The sequence below is a fragment of the Parasphingorhabdus cellanae genome (assembly GCF_017498565.1).
Taxonomy (GTDB): Bacteria; Pseudomonadota; Alphaproteobacteria; order Sphingomonadales; family Sphingomonadaceae; genus Parasphingorhabdus; species Parasphingorhabdus cellanae.
Map to the genome: position 1 here is coordinate 174,908 of NZ_CP071794.1, position 16,149 is coordinate 191,056.

Sequence of the window (16,149 nt, forward strand, 5' to 3'; positions counted from 1 at the left end):
CAAAGTCGAATAAGATGTAGGGGCAGAACGGCGCATGAAACGGTATGTCGCTGGCGCGGCGAGCATGATGTTGCTCATGACTGCGGGACTATTCCTGTGGATGGGAGCGAACGGGCAGGATGTCGTTATTCCGGAAGCTCCACCACCGCCAGACGTTATCGAACCGCTGGCATTGCCAAAAGCCGACGAAACCGCGCCGACATTAGGTCCGCCGCCACCGAGCCCGCCGAAAGCTTATAAAGCATCTCGGGAGGAAAGAAGATTTAACCGCTATGACCGCAATCGCGATGAGGTTATCACTCGGCTCGAGTTGATGAGTAGCCGCACCAAAGCGTTTAAAGCGCTGGATAAGGACGGAAATAACTTGCTGACATTCGAAGAATGGGCCGCGACAACCAGTGATCGTTTTTCTGGAGCTGACGAGGATGCCAACGGCGAATTAACGCGTGCTGAGTTCCGTACGACGCGACCAAAACGAACATCTGCTCGACGCTGCAAATGCTAGGCAGCTTGCGGTTGGCCGATCAGCAACCGCTGCCAATCGGAGAAATCTCTGCGGGCACGTGCGGTGTAAGCTTCCTTGCGCTCTTTCTTTTTTACACGTTGTTCAAGAGGCGGAAAGAGCCCGAAGTTGATGTTCATAGGTTGATAGTCCTGCGCGTCCGCGCCGCAAGTAATGTGGGACATTAAAGCCCCGAACGCCGTTGTCTGTGGCGGATAGGGCAACGATTCGCCTTTGATTTCTGCTGCTACCATCCTCCCCACCATCAGGCCCACCGCAGCACTTTCGACATAACCTTCGCAACCAGTAATTTGGCCAGCAAAGCGGATATGTGGTGCTTTCTTTAGGCGCATCTCTCGGTCGAGCAACTTAGGTGCATTTATAAAAGTATTGCGATGCAGTCCGCCCATCCGCGCGAATTCTGCGTCTTCAAGGCCGGGTATCGACCGAAGAAGGTCTGCTTGGGCACCATATTTCAGCTTGGTTTGAAAACCAACCATGTTCCATAGCGTGCCCAGCGCATTATCCTGCCGCAGCTGCACGACCGCATAGGCACTTTCGCCAGTATGTTGATTGGTGAGGCCAACCGGTTTCATCGGCCCAAACCGAAGTGTTTCAGGACCACGTGACGCCATGACTTCAATGGGCATGCAACCTTCAAAATAGGGGGTATTTTTCTCCCATTCCTTGAAATCGGTCTTTTCACCGTCAAGCAAACCTTGGATGAAGGCTTCATATTGATCGCGATTCATTGGGCAGTTGATATAATCCTTGCCATCACCTTCGGGTCCGACTTTGTCCCAACGTGATTGCATCCACGCGATATCCATATTGATGCTGTCTTTATGGACAATCGGCGCAATCGCGTCGAAAAAGGCTAGCGAATCTTCGCCAGTCGCTGCGCCAATGCTTTCGGCCAGCGTCATGGCGGTGAGAGGACCTGTAGCAACAATGGTCAAGCCGCTGTCGGGAAGCGTATCAATCCGTTCGCGGACCAGTTCAATGTTCGGATGCTCGCTTAGTACCTTGGTGACACCATTGGAGAAATGATCGCGATCCACAGCTAGTGCAGAACCAGCAGGCAGACGGTGTTTGTCGCCTTCGCCCATGATTATCGAGTCGAGGTCGCGCATTTCGGCGTGGAGTAGGCCAACCGCGTTCTTCTCGGCATCATCGGACCGGAAGCTGTTGGAGCATACTAGTTCTGCCAACCCGTCCGTCTGATGCGCAGGCGTCATGTCGCCGCTGCCGCGCATTTCGGAAAGGCGTACGTTTATACCCGCTTCTGCCAATTGCCATGCTGCTTCTGATCCGGCGAGCCCGCCGCCGATTATGTGTACATCTGTCATGGCGTCTCTGTGTTGCCGGACGGAACAAAAGTCAATCTGGCAGAGAGGGAGCGAGCATGATAGGCCGTCAATATGAAACGCGCGATTATCGAGTCCCGGCCTTATTTACTGCTCAGCCTGTTGTTCGGGATCAGTTACTTCTTTGTGAAAGACGGTAATATTCCGGGCATGTACCTGATGTTCTGGAAAGGCGCAGGGGTCGGTTTTCTAGCTGTTTACGCCACGCGACGAGCACATAATTTTGAAGGCAAGTTGATCGCAGCGGTTATGGCCTTTGGCGCCTTGGGCGATATGCTGATCGAATTTAACCTTATGGCTGGGGCAGGGGCCTTCATTGTCGGGCACTGTATTGCGATTTGGCTTTACGCCCGGCATCGGCGCGGGAAGACCGTTTTCAGTCAAAAGGCATTCGCGATATTACTGGTGCCGATCACGATGTTTATCGTTTGGTCCTTACCTTCTGATCGCTCCGAAGCGCTGGGGCTTGCAGTTTACAGCCTGTTTCTTGCGGTCATGGCGGCAATGGCTTGGACCAGCAGTTTTCCGCGCTATCGGGTTGGTATTGGTGCTTTGCTGTTCGTCATTTCTGATCTTTTCATATTTGCCCAGATGGGATTTCTTGAGAACTCTGCCATTCCTGAATGGACGATATGGCCATTTTATTATGTCGGACAGTTTCTGATCGTGACCGGAGTGGTGCGAACTTTACGCAAAGAAATGGCTATTTCGAACCCGTAATATCAAGCGCTGGCCGCAATAGTTGTTCGGTGCAGCAAGCGGTCATGGCCCTCATAACCGCCGGTGGCGCAATGCAACACCGACCGGTTGTCCCACATCACCAATGTGCCGGGTTCCCATTTATGGCGATAGATGAACTTCTCGCGGCTCTGCCAAGCATAAAGCTCAGTCAATAAAGGCCAGGCTTCTGTCTGGGTCATTTCGTCAAACCCGATAATATAGCCCATACAACTGAACAGGCCGAGCTTGCCGGTTTCAGGATGTGCCCGAACAAGAGGATGACGCTGTGTCTCCCGTGCTGATTCGTCCGGACGAATGGCCATACTGCGTCCTTCATCCTTTTCACCATAAGCTCCATCCGGTGCATAGGCCATTCGAGCGCTATGAATCGCAATCTTCCCTTCTAGCTTTGCACGCATATCTGACGGCATGACGTCAAGTGCAACATGTTGATTTGCAAACAAAGTGTCACCACCGATTGGTGGTATCGTGATACCTAATAAACAGGTGCCAGCAGGCGGATACTCCTGAAAACTCCAGTCGCTATGCCAGTTTTCGGCAAAAAGCGGGGATGTCTCATCGGCATCGCGGCGAATGGCAGCGATATGCTCACGGCCCTGAATCGGATCGAAAAAGGGGTCATGGCCAAAATCGCCAAAGTAGAGCGTGAAGCGTTCCAGATCATCGTCGGACATGTTTTGTCTTGGAAAGGATAACACATGATGTTTGAGCCAGTTAGCACGAATTTCTGCCACTATTTCGTCATTTAAAGGCTCAGACAAATCAATTCCGGATACGACAGCCCCGCAGGCTTGCCCCGAAGGTGTGACGACGATGGGCATGTGATCCTCTCCTTAGTCCCAGAATAGGCGGCCAGACTTCACCATGGCAATCCGCACAAATCGATATGGCCCGTCCTTTTGGCTGGCTCGTTTACTGGTAGCACCATAGTATTTCTGAAGGCAAAGGGGCCAGTTTTTCCATGTTGCTCAACTACGAGATCACCTTCAAACAAGACCCATCCCAATTTATCATAAAAGGCGACATTGTGGTCCTCGCAAAACAGCAAGCCGAACGCACATTCACCCTCAGTTCGCAGTATGTCCACAAGGTGAAGCATGACCAGCTTGCCATAGCCTTGGCCCTGAAATTCCGGTTCGGTCATGACGCCGCCAATACCTGCGACCGCAGTTTTTTGACCGTCACAAAGAACTTCACGTTCATGAATGCCCGCGACAGCCCTGACTTCACGCTCAACGTAAAGCAACACGCGCCGCTGTGCATGTGACCATTCTATGCCGTGCATAGGTGTGTTGATGAGTTTTTCGGGCGGATAGATTCGTTGCCGCATATCCGCGATTTCTGGCCAGCTCAGCGCGCCGTCTTTAACTAAAAAGCTCGGCGCGCTGGAGGTCATGTTTCAGGATCATCCCCGGTTTCGGGTTCTGCGGCAGTTTCTGGTGGAGTATCAGCTATTAACTCCTCGGCTACCAGTTCTTCCGCTTCGTTCTCCGGCTCATCTTCTTCGTCAATCTTGGCTGCGCCAACCACAGTTTCACCTGGCGAAACATCAAATAGCTTAACGCCGGAACTATTGCGGCCAATCACTCTCATATCCGCCACTTTCATCCGGATCAGCTTGGCCTGATCAGTGACCAACATGATCTGTTCCTCATTTTTGGCTTCAAAACTGGCGATAACCGTGCCGTTACGTTTGATATTGTCGATATTCAATATGCCTTGGCCACCGCGACCGGACTGGCGATATTCAAAGGCGCTGGAGCGCTTCCCATAGCCATTAGCGCAAACTGTCAGGATAAAATCTTCGGTTTCAGCAAATTCTGCAAGACGTTCCGGAGACAGTTCTGAAGTGTTTTCATTCTCTTTCCAGGGCGCGGCTTTGAGATATTGATCACGTTCTTCCGTAGAGGCTTCGAATCCGCGCAATACGGAAAGAGAGATCACCTCATCATCGCCTTTCAGCGCAATCCCCCGGACACCGGTCGATGTGCGGCTCTGGAAAGACCGCACGGCATCACCAGCAAAGCGGATTGCCTTGCCATTTTTTGTCGCCAGCAGTACATCATCATCATCGGTCAACAATTCCACACCGATCAAGTGATCATCGCTATCCTCATCAAATTTCATGGCAAATTTGCCGTTCGAGGGCACATTGGTGAAGCTGTCCATACTGTTGCGCCGGACACCGCCCTTGGCGGTTGCAAACATCACATGCAATTTGCCCCATTCGTCTTCGTCTTCTGGCAGCGGTAAAACGGTCGAAATTGTTTCGCCCTCCGCCAAAGGCAATAGATTGACCATCGGTCGCCCTTTGGTCTGTGGCCCGCCTTCCGGCAGTTTCCAGACCTTCAGGCGGTAAACCTTGCCATGGGTAGAGAAGAACAGCACCGGGGTATGTGTCGATGTGACAAACAATTCGGTAATCGCGTCCTCATCCTTGGTCGCCATACCGGCTCGGCCTTTGCCGCCGCGCCTCTGCGCGCGGAAAGTATCGAGTGGTGTTCGCTTGATATAGCCGCCATGGGTTACAGTCACGACCATCTCGGCGCGTTCCATCAGGTCTTCATCTTCCAGGCCATCCCAGGCCGCGGTAATTTCGCTGACACGCGGTGTCGTAAATTCATCGCGTACCGTTTCCAGTTCCTCACGCATCACCGCATAGAGTTTTACGCGATCGGCCAATATTGAGAGATATTCTTCAATAGCAGTTGCAAGATCTTTCAATTCATCGCCAATTTCTTCACGGCCAAGAGCAGTTAATTTCTGTAGACGCAGATCCAGTATCGCCTTCACCTGAATGGCGGAAAGCTTGTAAATATCGCCTTCAACCTCAGTTTCGATGGCTTCGACCAGTTTGATATAGCCAGCAATTTCGGCAATCGGCCATTCACGTGCGAGCAAGGATTCACGCGCTTCCACTGGTGTCGATGATCCGCGGATGATGCGCACCACTTCATCCATATTAGTGACCGCTACGACCAATCCAAGCAAGACATGCGCGCGTTCGCGGGCTTTGTTTAGTTCAAATTTTGTCCGCCGGGTAATGACTTCTTCACGGAATTTGACAAATGCTTCGATAATATCGCGCAGGTTGAGCACTTCAGGCCGTCCGCCTCGGATGGCCAGCATGTTGGCTGGAAAACTCGATTGAGCAGGGGTGAAGCGCCAAATCTGGTTCAATACAACGTCAGTCGTCGCATCACGCTTCAGATCGATAACCACACGAACACCGGCCCGGCTTGATTCGTCCCGGATATCGGAAACACCTTCAATCCGCTTGTCTTTTGCTGCTTCCGCAATTTTTTCCACTAGGCCTGATTTACCAACCTGAAAAGGAATGGATGTCAGGACAATGGAGCGCTTATCGCCACGGCCTTCCTCAATTTCATGGCGCGCGCGCATCATTATCGAACCCCGACCTTCTCTATAAGCGGATTTAGCGCCAGATTGGCCTAAAATGAGTGGTGCTGTGGGGAAATCAGGGCCCGGGATGATGTCAATCAATTCATCTACTGTAATCGCTGAATTGTCCATATAAGCAAGACAGGCAGTGATCACTTCGCCGAGATTATGTGGCGGAATGTTGGTCGCCATGCCGACCGCAATACCACCTGCGCCATTAACAAGCAGGTTGGGGAAGCGGGCAGGTAAAACCGAAGGTTCCTTGCGGCTACCGTCATAGTTATCAACAAAATTTACCGTGTCTTTGTCGAGATCGTTGAGCAGACTGTTCGCAACTTTGTTGAGCCGCGCCTCTGTATACCGCATGGATGCCGGCATATCCGGGTCCATTGAGCCAAAATTACCCTGGCCATCGATCAGCGGTACTCGCATCGACCAGTCTTGTGTCATCCGGGCCAGCGCCATGTAAATCGCACTATCGCCGTGGGGGTGATAATTGCCCATAACATCGCCGACGATTTTGGCGCATTTGCGATAAGGCCGTCCGGCGACAAAGCCGCCTTCTTGGGACGAAAATAAAATCCGCCGATGAACTGGTTTCAGGCCGTCCCGAACGTCAGGCAACGCGCGGCTGACAATGACCGACATGGCGTAATCCATGTAGCTCGATTTCATTTCATCGACGATATCAATCGGTTCAATATCAGATGGTTCTGGTGCAGTGGTTTGTTCGTTCACAAACAGGCCTTTTTATTTGGTTTTTGCCGAGTTTTTTGATTGTGATTCTTGTAATGGAGGCGGCTTGAAAAAGCCAGCTTTTCGGGCCGAATTTACAATAAAAGACGGCGGCAGATTTTAAGGTTTGATTTCCTCGCCGTCCCAGGCAAAAATCTTCCCACTGTCGGCAGGTTTTAGACCGTCCAGAACATCCAATAGCTGCAATGCAGCCCGTTCAGGATCAAACAATTTACCAGGAGGCACATTGCTCTGAAACGGCTCACTGAGCCCGGTATCGACGGTGCCGGGGTGGAGCGCGACAATAATGCTGCGTTTGTTCTTGCGTGCCCATTCGATCGAGAGGTTGCGGATAATCATATTGAGCCCCGCTTTGGCTGCGCGATAACCGTACCATCCACCAAGCCGGTTGTCCGAAATACTACCGACGCGAGCAGAAATAGCTGCAAACCTAATAATCTGGTCTTTGGGCATAAGCGGCAGAAAGTGTTTTGCGATCAGAGCAGGGCCAATGGCGTTGATCTGATAGTTTTCCAGCATCCAGTCCGTATCAAGCTCCCGCATGCTTTTTTCGGGGCCTTTTTGTCCTCTATGAAGCAATCCTGTAGCAACAAAGACCATGTCAGGCTTGATATCCTGATCTTTAAGCCAACGGGCAGCGGAGGCGATCGATTCCTCTGATTTGAGGTCAACTGTGGTCGGACTTTCAGGGCGACGTGACAACCGGATGACTTGGGAGAATTCCTCCTCTTGTTCCAGCACATCAGCCATTGAGCGACCAATGCCTCCAGAAGCACCGACGATAATTGCAGTCTTATTGCTCATGAACGTACAAAGCGCAGGCTCTCATCAGTGCTATTTTCAGTGTCAAATTGATATCCGTCGCTATCAAAACCTTTAAGAGCTTCTGCATCTTGTAAATGATTTTCGCAGATATAGCGGGCCATCATGCCGCGGGCGCGTTTGGCTTCAAAGCTTATGAATTTGGGACCGTCGGGCCCATCTTTGCGGAAATCGACTTCGATAATCCGAGCATTTAATTTATCAACATGCGGTTTTACCGCTGCCCAATATTCGTTGCTTGCCAGGTTGACGATTATACGCTCACTAGTTTCGTCTAGGTCATTGGCAAGTTCCGAAGCGATTTTATCTTTCCAGAAGTCGGTCAATTTTTTGTATCGCGGGGCCCATTTGGTACCCATTTCAAGGCGATGCGGCCTAATTGGGTCAAATGGGCGCAGCAGGCCATAGAGCCCCGACAATATTCGCAAATGTCCCTGTGCAAAGTCCAATCCTTCTTTGCTCAGGCTTTGCGCCTCAAATCCAGTGTAAACATCACCGCTATACGCGAAGATGGCGGAACGCTCGGGTTGGTCGAAAAACTGGCTGTAACGTCCCCGGTTAAGATCAATCAGGTTGTCGGAGACTGGCATGATTGATTTGAGCTTCTTTTTAGAGAGGTTAGAGATAGCTACAGCCAATCGCGCCGTTTCTTTAGGAAACCGGATTTTGGTAGTTTGATGATCGGGAAGAGCGCTGTCGAAATCCAACGACTTGGCGGGAGAAATAATGGCAATCACAGAAAGTTAACCTCACAATATCGGGAATTTACACCCTTATACAATTTATCGACACACAGATGCGATTACAGGCGTCTCCGTTCAACATCTATTCAGCGGATTCACCCTATAAAAGCATGTGAAACTTGGTATTAATGCCAAGACAGTTTATGGTGCAACCATATTCGGGGCCCTTACGTTGGTTCGGTAACAACAAAGTTTTTATTCGGAGGAATTTTATGCGTTTTCTATCTCATTTTTCTATGGCTGTTGCTCTGGCTACCGCTGGAACATTAGCCATTTCAGCTTTACCGCAAGAGGCGCACGCCCAGAAGAAAAAGAAAAAAAGCAAAGAAGCAGAAATTAAGATAAGCAAAGAAATTCGGCCGCAAGTCGCGGCTATCCAAGAAGCGATGGGAGGCGAAACGCCGGCGACAGCTAAGCCGCTTGTGGAATCTTTGTTGGCGCAGCCTTTAGAAGCCGATGACAAGTTTATCGCTGGTCAGCTGGCCATTCAGCTTGGGTCAAGCCTTAAAGACACCGCATTGCAAGAGAAGGGCATTAACGCTTCGATCGACAGTGGTAAAACCTCTGCAGAGCAATTGCCGTCTTTCCTTTTCTTCTCTGGCAATTTTGCATATTCAGGCGGTCGTTACGCCGAAGCGCAACAGAGGCTCCAACAGGCATTTGATGCGGGTTATCGACAGAATAATATCGGTGCTTTGATAGCCGAAGCTTATTTCAAAGAGAATAAGAACCAAGAAGGATTGGCTGCTCTAGAGCGCGCACTTGAAGCTGAAAAAGCTAGTGGCGCCAAAGCGCCTGAAGACTGGTATCGTCGCGGCGCCGGGATTGCGATGAAAAATAATGTCAATGGCGCAGCCGGCAATTGGACTTATAAACTGGTGGAAGCCTATCCAACAGGTGAAAACTGGCGCGCTGCGCTTTCGGTTTATCGGGATTCAGCTAACCCGAAATTATCGAACCAAGAAAACCTCGAACTCATGCGGTTGATGCGCAAAGCCGATGCCATGGAGAGTGAAAGGGATTATTTTGAATATGCTGACGCTGCTGATCCGCGGAGATTGCCTGGTGAAGTAGTTTCACTTTTGGAGGAAGGGCTTGCCAAAGGCGATGTTCCATCATCCAGTAGCTATGTAACAGAAACACTAGCTGCTGCGCGTGGCTCGGTTGCTGCAGATAAAGCTAGTCTAGGCGCCTCAGAACGTGATGCCAACAAGTCGGCCAACGGCAAGATAGCATTGGCGACGGCAGATGCTCTGTTGGGCTATGGAGATTATGCCAAAGCAGCTGCTCTATATCAGTCAGCGATTAGCAAGGGCGGCGTAGATACAGCGCGCGCACAAATGGGTCTGGGTATTGCGCAAGTCGGCCAAAGCAACTGGGACGATGCGAAACAGGCTTTCTCCAGTGTTACTGGTTCACGAAAAAGTATCGCCAATTTCTGGTCTTTGTGGATTGATCAAAAAGCCGCCGGAACGGCCACACCGGAACCTGCTCCAACCGCAAGCTAAGGCGGGTTGTTAAACTTCGAAAAAGGGCGCTTCAGGCGCCCTTTTTTGTGCTGCAGTGATCGCTATTCTCGAATCGGAACGCCTGGAAGGTTTTTTGCCGACCGAATAGTAAGCGATGTTTTCACGCTGGCCACATTTGGTGCAGAGGTCAATTTGCTGGTCAGAAATTTCTGAAATTCTTGCAGATCCTTTGCAACAACCTTTAGCATGAAGTCAATTTCGCCATTAAGCATATAGCATTCGCGGACTTCGGGAAGGCTCTCAATATGTTCCTCAAACGCCTGGAGATCAGATTCTGCCTGGCTTTTCAGACTAACCATTGCAAAAACTGTTATCGTGAATCCCATTTTCGCCGGATCAATAGCGGCATGATAGTCGGTAATGATTCCGCTGTCTTCCAGAGCACGCATACGGCGCAAGCACGGCGGAGCTGTTAACCCAACGCTTTGGGCAAGCTCCACATTAGTGATACGTCCTTCGTTCTGAAGTCGCTCCAGAATTTGTAGGTCAATTTCGTCCAAATTTATATCAGTCATAGTCTTATGCAATTTCCGTTCGCGAATCATTATGTTGTTATAATATAATTAGCACATCACGCAATGGCTGCTCACTTGTCCCACATTGTGACGCGGTATTTTCGGGGGTTACGGTTTTGAAATATTGCCGTTATCAACTTGTTAACTTATTCACAAATCTGAAAAAACGGGACAATAATTGCGCTACGATGATCGCCTAACAACCGCACTGAAGGGCCCTTTTCCCGTGGGCACAGCAGCGTCTCTGCAATGGCGTCAAGTAGTCGATCTTTTAGCGCAGAAGCCCGGGCAACTGATGAACGAAGACGTTCAGTCCGGTTTAACGCGGCTGCGCGACTTGCATGATAAGGTAAATGAAGCAGATCGCGTCGCTGCGGTTAAAGCTCTATATGGTCGGCTTCGGTCTGCGCCTCTATTGGTTTATCTTTGTGCTGATGATGATCCGATTTGCGACGCCGCTATTATTGCCGCTGACTTGTCCGATGAAGAATGGATCGATGTTCTTCCGCAGCTATCAACTCGCGGACAGGAAGCTGTCAAGATGAGACCGGATCTTAGGCCTTTAGCCAGCAAAATGCTGAATATACATGCCTTGGATGGAGATGAACCATCAGAACCTCTGCTTTTCGTGGAAGATGCGGAAAACGATAACTTGGTTGAAAAGCATCTTGAGCCAAAAACAGAAGAAGCGTCACAAATTAGTGCACTCGTGGCGAAAATTGCTGACTATCAAAAGAAGAGATCGACTGACATACCCTTAAGGGATTTGGAGCATCGGAGCTATTTCGTCGATGCCATTAATGCGATCAACTTTGAAACCGATGATAGCGGCACGATCATTTGGGCCGAAGGGCCTCCAAAAGGTGCTATCGTCGGCGTTACGATAGCAGAACCCACTTTCGATGACGGCCCCGGACCGGACGCCTATGGCGCAGCCGCCTTCCGTCAACGGATGCCGCTTGAAAATGCGCGCATGCGACTATGCGGCGCTCCGGTGGTCGCGGGTGATTGGCGGATGTCGGCAATCCCGTATTTTGGCGAAGAAACGGGGCGTTTCAAGGGCTATCGCGGCGTTATGCGGCGACCCAATGCCGCAGAAGATGCCGGGCACAACGACCTTGACGTCGAACGGCGCGAGCAATTGCAGCAGCTTATCCACGAATTGCGGACTCCGCTTAACGCGATTATCGGCTTTAGCGAGATTATCGAACAGCAGCTATTTGGGCCGGCGTCTTTTGAATATCGTTCGTTGTCGCGCACGATTACAGATGAAGCGCGGCGTCTGCTCGCTGGCTTTGAAGATATTGATATCGCCGCAAAAATTGATGCGGGCCAAATGGAGAGTCTATCGGGTTTGACGGAACCTGACTGGTTGCTGGAGCGTCTTGCGCAACGTTTGCAAAGCCTGACGGACAGCAAATCTGTAGACCTTCGCATCAACAAGGCAGAGCCGGTGCGATCCTTCGCTTTGGATAGTGAATCGGTTGAGCGCATTTTTGCGCGGCTGTTGTCAGCAGCCATTATTGCATGCGAAAATGGCGAAGAGTTACGGGCCGACCTAAGGACCCAGATTGGTGGACAGCCGGTCAATTATTTCAGCCTTTCCCGTCCGTCCCGGATCAAAGGGATTTCTGAAGAACAATTGTTGGACCCCTCGCGGGGAATTGATGGGGACAGCAGTGATGCGCCGCTTTTAGGTCTCGGTTTCTCGCTTCGCCTGGTGCGTAATTTGGCTAAATCCGCCAACGGATCATTAACGATTTCCGATGATAGCATAGGCTTGACCCTACCTGCGGCTGCGACTAGCGAGATTGGGCTTAGGGAAACAGAAATAGAATAACCGGCCTATACCCGGTTGACTGAACAAGCGGGGCCGCGATGTTTTCGACGTTGAAGCAAGGCACTGATAACTTCGCTGCAACAAGCCGGATGGCGTTGCCCGAAGACCTTGGTCGGCGCTTTTTGATCAGTGTCGACACCGAAGAAGAATTTGACTGGAATAAACCTTTCCAGCGCAGCGGGCATACGAATGTTTCGGTTGGCAAGCTCAAGAAATTTCAATCATTTGTCGAGAATTATAGCGTTAAGCCGGTATATTTTGTCGACTATTCTATCGTTGAAAATGATGATGCAGCGGCTTTCCTGAAATTGGTTGTTGAAAGTGGTACGGCCGCCATTGGTGTTCATATGCATCCCTGGATCAATCCTCCATTTGAAGAAGAGCTAAATAATCATAATAGCTTTGTCGGTAACCTTCCTAAAGAACTTGAAGAGAATAAGATTGTAAAACTGCGCGATTTCATCGACCAAAGAACGGGAAAGCGACCAACTATCTATCGTGCGGGACGCTATGGCGTCGGGCCTAACAGCATAGACATATTATCGAAACTTGGTTTCACCATAGATAGCAGTGTCCGCTCCCGCTTCGACTATAGCGGTGATTCCGGACCGGACTTTGCCCATATTGGCCCGGAACCATTTTGGTTGGATCAAAGGCACACCCTTTTGGAAATACCACTGACGACCGTTTTTTCCGGACTTTTACGGAAACAGGCCGATCTATTGTCCCCATATTTCAATCGGTCGAATTTGCTCAGAGCGATATTGTCAAAATCAAAGATGCTGGAGCGCATTCCGCTGACGCCCGAAGGTGTGTCCGCGCGAGAGGCCAAGGAAGCCATTGACGTTGCGCTGGATGACCAGCTTAAACTCCTTGTATTTTCTTTCCATTCGCCATCCTTATCGCCCGGCCATACACCCTATGTGCGAACCGAAGCGGATCTCGACCGGTTCTATGACTGGTGGAGAGATATTTTGGACCATTTGATGGAGCGCGATGTCTCCCCGATCGGTATGGACGACTTATTGATAATCGCAGCTGCAGGCCGCAAATAGGTTCAAAATAGGGGGCGACCAAGCGGGGTTTTGCCACGCAAAGAATTATTTCCTTTAGCGGCTTGCCAAATCATCAATGCTTCCGCTATCGCAGCGAACCTTGAGGAGCGGCATTTCATTGAAATGCGGTTATTCTGGGGCCTGTAGCTCAGTTGGTTAGAGCTGGCCGCTCATAACGGCTAGGTCGGGGGTTCGAATCCCTCCGGGCCCACCAACCTCCCGTGAAATGGGGCGACAAGTCGTCCTTTTTGCGTTAGGTAAAAAAAGACGCAAAAACTCTTTGCTTTTCCCTAAACCACGGCTTAGGGGAAGCGCGCGTCGGGGAGTGGCGCAGGCTGGTAGCGCACCTGGTTTGGGACCAGGGGGTCGCAGGTTCGAATCCTGTCTCCCCGACCATTTTTTCGGATAAAAGCCAATCCGGCGGATTGGCGACCGAAAAAATCCCGAGCGCAAGCGAAGGGTGACCTGACGCCACGGCAACGACATTCCAAAACAGAACTAGCTCCCGATGCCTAATCCGGGGGATTGGTTACCAAAACGGCCGCCATTTGACGCCCCAACGATTTTACGTGCGCTTACATTCATTATGGATGTAAACAGATGTTGGGGCCGAGTTGGAGGCTAGCAATGTCGACGGATCTCATAATTGGCTATGCAATGATAGCGGTTATGGTCATTATTTCTGTGGTGGGAATCACGGTTCTTCGCAAAGAGCGAAAGGCCAGGCGACGGCGAGACCGCTAAGACTGTCACATTGTTTTAGCAAGCATGCGCGACCATGCGTTTGCGGTCCAGTCGCTCCATCACGCTTTTGATGACGGCAGGATGGAAAGTATAATCAATCTGGCACCCATATTCGTCATGCTTTTTCCAAAGCAGATTGGCCGTCAATATATTCATGCCCGGAATTTTCAGGGTCAGTCCAATGTCCGGATTAAGTTGAGCTGTGCAATCAATCTTGATGATCGTATCGGAAATCGTCGTCACCACGCAGGGAACGGATGCCGAATTGCTTTGTTTAACCTGTGCATCGATGTGCAATGAGTCACCGTAAATCATATATTGCTCTCCATAAGTTGCCGAAATGAGGGTTAGCAACTGGCACCGGTATCTGGCCGGTAATGTCAACATATGCGTGGAGCGCTAAACTGAGATAGCGAGATATGGTTAACCAAGAAGGGCATCTGTTAACGATTGCCGTGGATTAAAACAACGCTTTCGCATTGCTTTTATTGGCTATTTTCGCCTGAAGGCATCATGGGCGTAGCTATTCCATCGTCCGACAGGTCTGCCTCAATCTCCAGTTTCAGCTCTTTGACAGCTTCATCGGCTGCCGCTTCGAGTGACTTGGCATCACCCTCGATCTGCTTTTCTACCGCAGTAACTTCGTCTTCGTTTTGATCTTCCAATGGTGTTTCAGAACAAGCGCCAAGAATGCCAAAGCTTAAGATTAGGAGAAAGAGTTTTCGCATCAGTTACTCTTTTGCTGGCATGGTGAAATCGGCATCGCTGTTAGCGATGATGGACAAGACCGTGCTCCATGCCGCGACATTCTGGCGCATCTGCTTCGGATCAATTTTGTCGAGTGTGTCGTCGGGGGTGTGATGGAGATCGAAATAGCGGGTGCCATCCTGCTGAAGATCAATGACCGCAAGATTATTGCTGGCGATGATATCTCGCACATCAGCGCCACCAGTAGCTGGCGGACCGTTCGCACTCACACCCAGAGGCAAAAGCGCTTGAGCAATCTGTTTCTCGATGTTTTCGGCGCCATCCGGCAAATTAAACTCGACACGCCAGACACTATCCGCGCCGAAATCTGACTCCATGGCAATGGCATGGTTGCTGCCAGTGTGAGCCTTGGCATAGGCTTTGCCGCCCCAAAGGCCGACTTCTTCTGCGCCCGCCCACAGGATGCGGATCGTCCGCAATGGTTGGCCATGATCCATGATATGCTTGGCCGCGGCGGTCACAATGCCGCAACCGGCTGCGTCATCAAACGCACCGGGTGCCAAGTCCCAGCTGTCCAGATGACAGGCAATCAGAATCATGCCTTTGGACGAGTCGCTTCCGGTGACTTCCGCGATGACATTGCCGGATTCTTGCTGGCCGATATTCTGCGGCGTCATCACCAGCTTCAGCGTGACAGGTTTGCCAAGTTTGATCATCCGCTCCAGATTGTCAGCATCCGGCAGCGAGAGCGCACCTGCAGGTATTGGCTTCACGCCCTCAGCAAAGTTCATATTGCCCGTGTGCGGGTTGCGGTGATGATCCGTACCAATGGATTTAATCACATAGGCGACCGCGCCCTTTTTGGAGGCGACGCTGGGGCCGATCCAGCGCACAGGTCCATAAGCGCCATAGCTGGAGCCATCTTGTGTGCGATGCATGTCATGGGTCACGAACGCGATTTTACCAGCCAAACTGCCGTCGGGGACTGCCTGCATGGCGGCGAGCGAGTCGAAATAGGCGACTTCGGCTTCAATTCCGGCTGCGCCGGTGCTGGCGCTATTGCCTAAGGCGGTCACATGCATTTTTTGAGGATAGGGACCCGTTACTTCTGCAGTTTCCGCGCCACGCACCCATGTGGGCATCATGAAAGGTTCGTTGCGGACGTTCTGAAACCCCAAAGACTTGAGCTTTGCTACCGACCAGTCGCGGGCCCGGGCTTCCGCTTCGGTTCCGGCCTGACGCGGGCCGACTTCCGTGGTCAAGCCTTCGGTTATCTCGTAGGCGAGGCTATCTTGCAGCGCTTTCGTTTGAATAGCCGCAGGATCATGCGAATTCGCAAAAGCAGCTGTGGAGAAAAGAAGCGCGGACGCGCCTGCGAGCAGGGTGGAGCTTTTTATCATGGACAACTGCCTAACTTGCCTTTTG

The 16,149-nt window shown here is 51.1% G+C and carries 15 protein-coding genes and 2 tRNA genes; 7 read left to right on the plus strand and 10 right to left on the minus strand.

Going from position 1 to position 16,149, the window contains the following annotated elements; all coding sequences use genetic code 11:
* Positions 1-34: 34 nt before the first annotated feature.
* Positions 35-505, plus strand: coding sequence for an EF-hand domain-containing protein (locus J4G78_RS00830; protein WP_207988007.1), 471 nt, complete (start codon positions 35-37; stop codon positions 503-505).
* On the opposite strand, the gene trmFO is transcribed toward J4G78_RS00830, so the two are convergent.
* Positions 502-1,851 (minus strand): methylenetetrahydrofolate--tRNA-(uracil(54)-C(5))-methyltransferase (FADH(2)-oxidizing) TrmFO, encoded by a 1,350-nt coding sequence (gene trmFO, locus J4G78_RS00835; RefSeq protein WP_207988008.1) that lies wholly within the window; start codon positions 1,849-1,851, stop codon positions 502-504. The two genes, J4G78_RS00830 and trmFO, sit on opposite strands and share 4 nt — an antisense overlap.
* A gap of 72 nt (positions 1,852-1,923) precedes the next feature.
* Here trmFO and J4G78_RS00840 point away from each other — a divergent pair, with 72 nt between their 5' ends.
* Positions 1,924-2,589, plus strand: coding sequence for a lysoplasmalogenase (locus tag J4G78_RS00840; RefSeq protein WP_207988009.1), 666 nt, complete (start codon positions 1,924-1,926; stop codon positions 2,587-2,589).
* Between the two features lie 2 nt (positions 2,590-2,591).
* Here J4G78_RS00840 and J4G78_RS00845 read toward each other — a convergent pair whose 3' ends face one another.
* The 5 genes from J4G78_RS00845 to J4G78_RS00865 all read right to left on the minus strand — a co-directional run bounded on the left by J4G78_RS00845 (position 2,592) and on the right by J4G78_RS00865 (position 8,327).
* The gene (locus J4G78_RS00845; RefSeq protein WP_207988010.1) at positions 2,592-3,431 is read right to left on the minus strand and encodes a TauD/TfdA dioxygenase family protein; all 840 of its coding nucleotides are present in this window, start codon (positions 3,429-3,431) and stop codon (positions 2,592-2,594) included.
* A gap of 38 nt (positions 3,432-3,469) precedes the next feature.
* Entirely contained in the window at positions 3,470-4,006 is a 537-nt protein-coding gene (locus tag J4G78_RS00850; protein WP_207988011.1) for a GNAT family N-acetyltransferase, read from the minus strand.
* Entirely contained in the window at positions 4,003-6,750 is a 2,748-nt protein-coding gene (gene gyrA / locus J4G78_RS00855) for a DNA gyrase subunit A (RefSeq protein WP_207988012.1), read from the minus strand. The genes J4G78_RS00850 and gyrA overlap by 4 nt, the downstream gene beginning before the upstream one ends.
* Positions 6,751-6,867: 117 nt before the next feature.
* Complete coding sequence (locus tag J4G78_RS00860) at positions 6,868-7,572, minus strand: SDR family NAD(P)-dependent oxidoreductase (protein WP_207988013.1); 705 nt, start codon at positions 7,570-7,572, stop codon at positions 6,868-6,870.
* The gene (locus J4G78_RS00865; RefSeq protein ID WP_207988014.1) at positions 7,569-8,327 is read right to left on the minus strand and encodes a YaaA family protein; all 759 of its coding nucleotides are present in this window, start codon (positions 8,325-8,327) and stop codon (positions 7,569-7,571) included. Before J4G78_RS00865 ends, J4G78_RS00860 begins: the two co-directional genes overlap by 4 nt.
* Positions 8,328-8,545: 218 nt before the next feature.
* On the opposite strand from J4G78_RS00865, the gene J4G78_RS00870 reads away from it, so the two are divergent.
* Positions 8,546-9,841 (plus strand): tetratricopeptide repeat protein, encoded by a 1,296-nt coding sequence (locus J4G78_RS00870; RefSeq protein WP_207988015.1) that lies wholly within the window; start codon positions 8,546-8,548, stop codon positions 9,839-9,841.
* Between the two features lie 62 nt (positions 9,842-9,903).
* Here the strand turns inward: J4G78_RS00870 and J4G78_RS00875 are convergent, their stop codons facing one another.
* A complete protein-coding gene (locus J4G78_RS00875; RefSeq protein WP_207988016.1) occupies positions 9,904-10,377 on the minus strand; it encodes an Lrp/AsnC family transcriptional regulator in 474 nt (157 codons plus the stop codon).
* A 295-nt stretch (positions 10,378-10,672) separates the two neighbouring features.
* Between J4G78_RS00875 and J4G78_RS00880 the strand changes: the two genes are divergently transcribed.
* The 4 genes from J4G78_RS00880 to J4G78_RS00895 all read left to right on the plus strand — a co-directional run bounded on the left by J4G78_RS00880 (position 10,673) and on the right by J4G78_RS00895 (position 13,668).
* The gene (locus J4G78_RS00880) at positions 10,673-12,217 is read left to right on the plus strand and encodes a sensor histidine kinase (protein WP_207988017.1); all 1,545 of its coding nucleotides are present in this window, start codon (positions 10,673-10,675) and stop codon (positions 12,215-12,217) included.
* A gap of 38 nt (positions 12,218-12,255) precedes the next feature.
* Positions 12,256-13,272 carry a polysaccharide deacetylase family protein gene (locus J4G78_RS00885; protein ID WP_207988018.1) on the plus strand — a complete coding sequence of 339 codons (1,017 nt, stop codon included), beginning with the start codon at positions 12,256-12,258 and terminating at the stop codon, positions 13,270-13,272.
* Between the two features lie 137 nt (positions 13,273-13,409).
* Positions 13,410-13,486, plus strand: a tRNA-Ile gene (locus tag J4G78_RS00890).
* 105 nt (positions 13,487-13,591) lie between these two features.
* Positions 13,592-13,668: transfer RNA gene (locus J4G78_RS00895), tRNA-Pro, on the plus strand.
* A 363-nt stretch (positions 13,669-14,031) separates the two neighbouring features.
* Here the strand turns inward: J4G78_RS00895 and J4G78_RS00900 are convergent.
* The 3 genes from J4G78_RS00900 to J4G78_RS00910 form a co-directional block, all read right to left on the minus strand.
* Entirely contained in the window at positions 14,032-14,331 is a 300-nt protein-coding gene (locus J4G78_RS00900) for a hypothetical protein (RefSeq protein ID WP_207988019.1), read from the minus strand.
* Positions 14,332-14,501: 170 nt separating this feature from the next.
* A complete protein-coding gene (locus J4G78_RS00905; protein WP_207988020.1) occupies positions 14,502-14,744 on the minus strand; it encodes a hypothetical protein in 243 nt (80 codons plus the stop codon).
* Between the two features lie 3 nt (positions 14,745-14,747).
* Positions 14,748-16,130 (minus strand): M28 family peptidase, encoded by a 1,383-nt coding sequence (locus J4G78_RS00910; RefSeq protein ID WP_375140346.1) that lies wholly within the window; start codon positions 16,128-16,130, stop codon positions 14,748-14,750.
* Positions 16,131-16,149 lie beyond the last annotated feature (19 nt).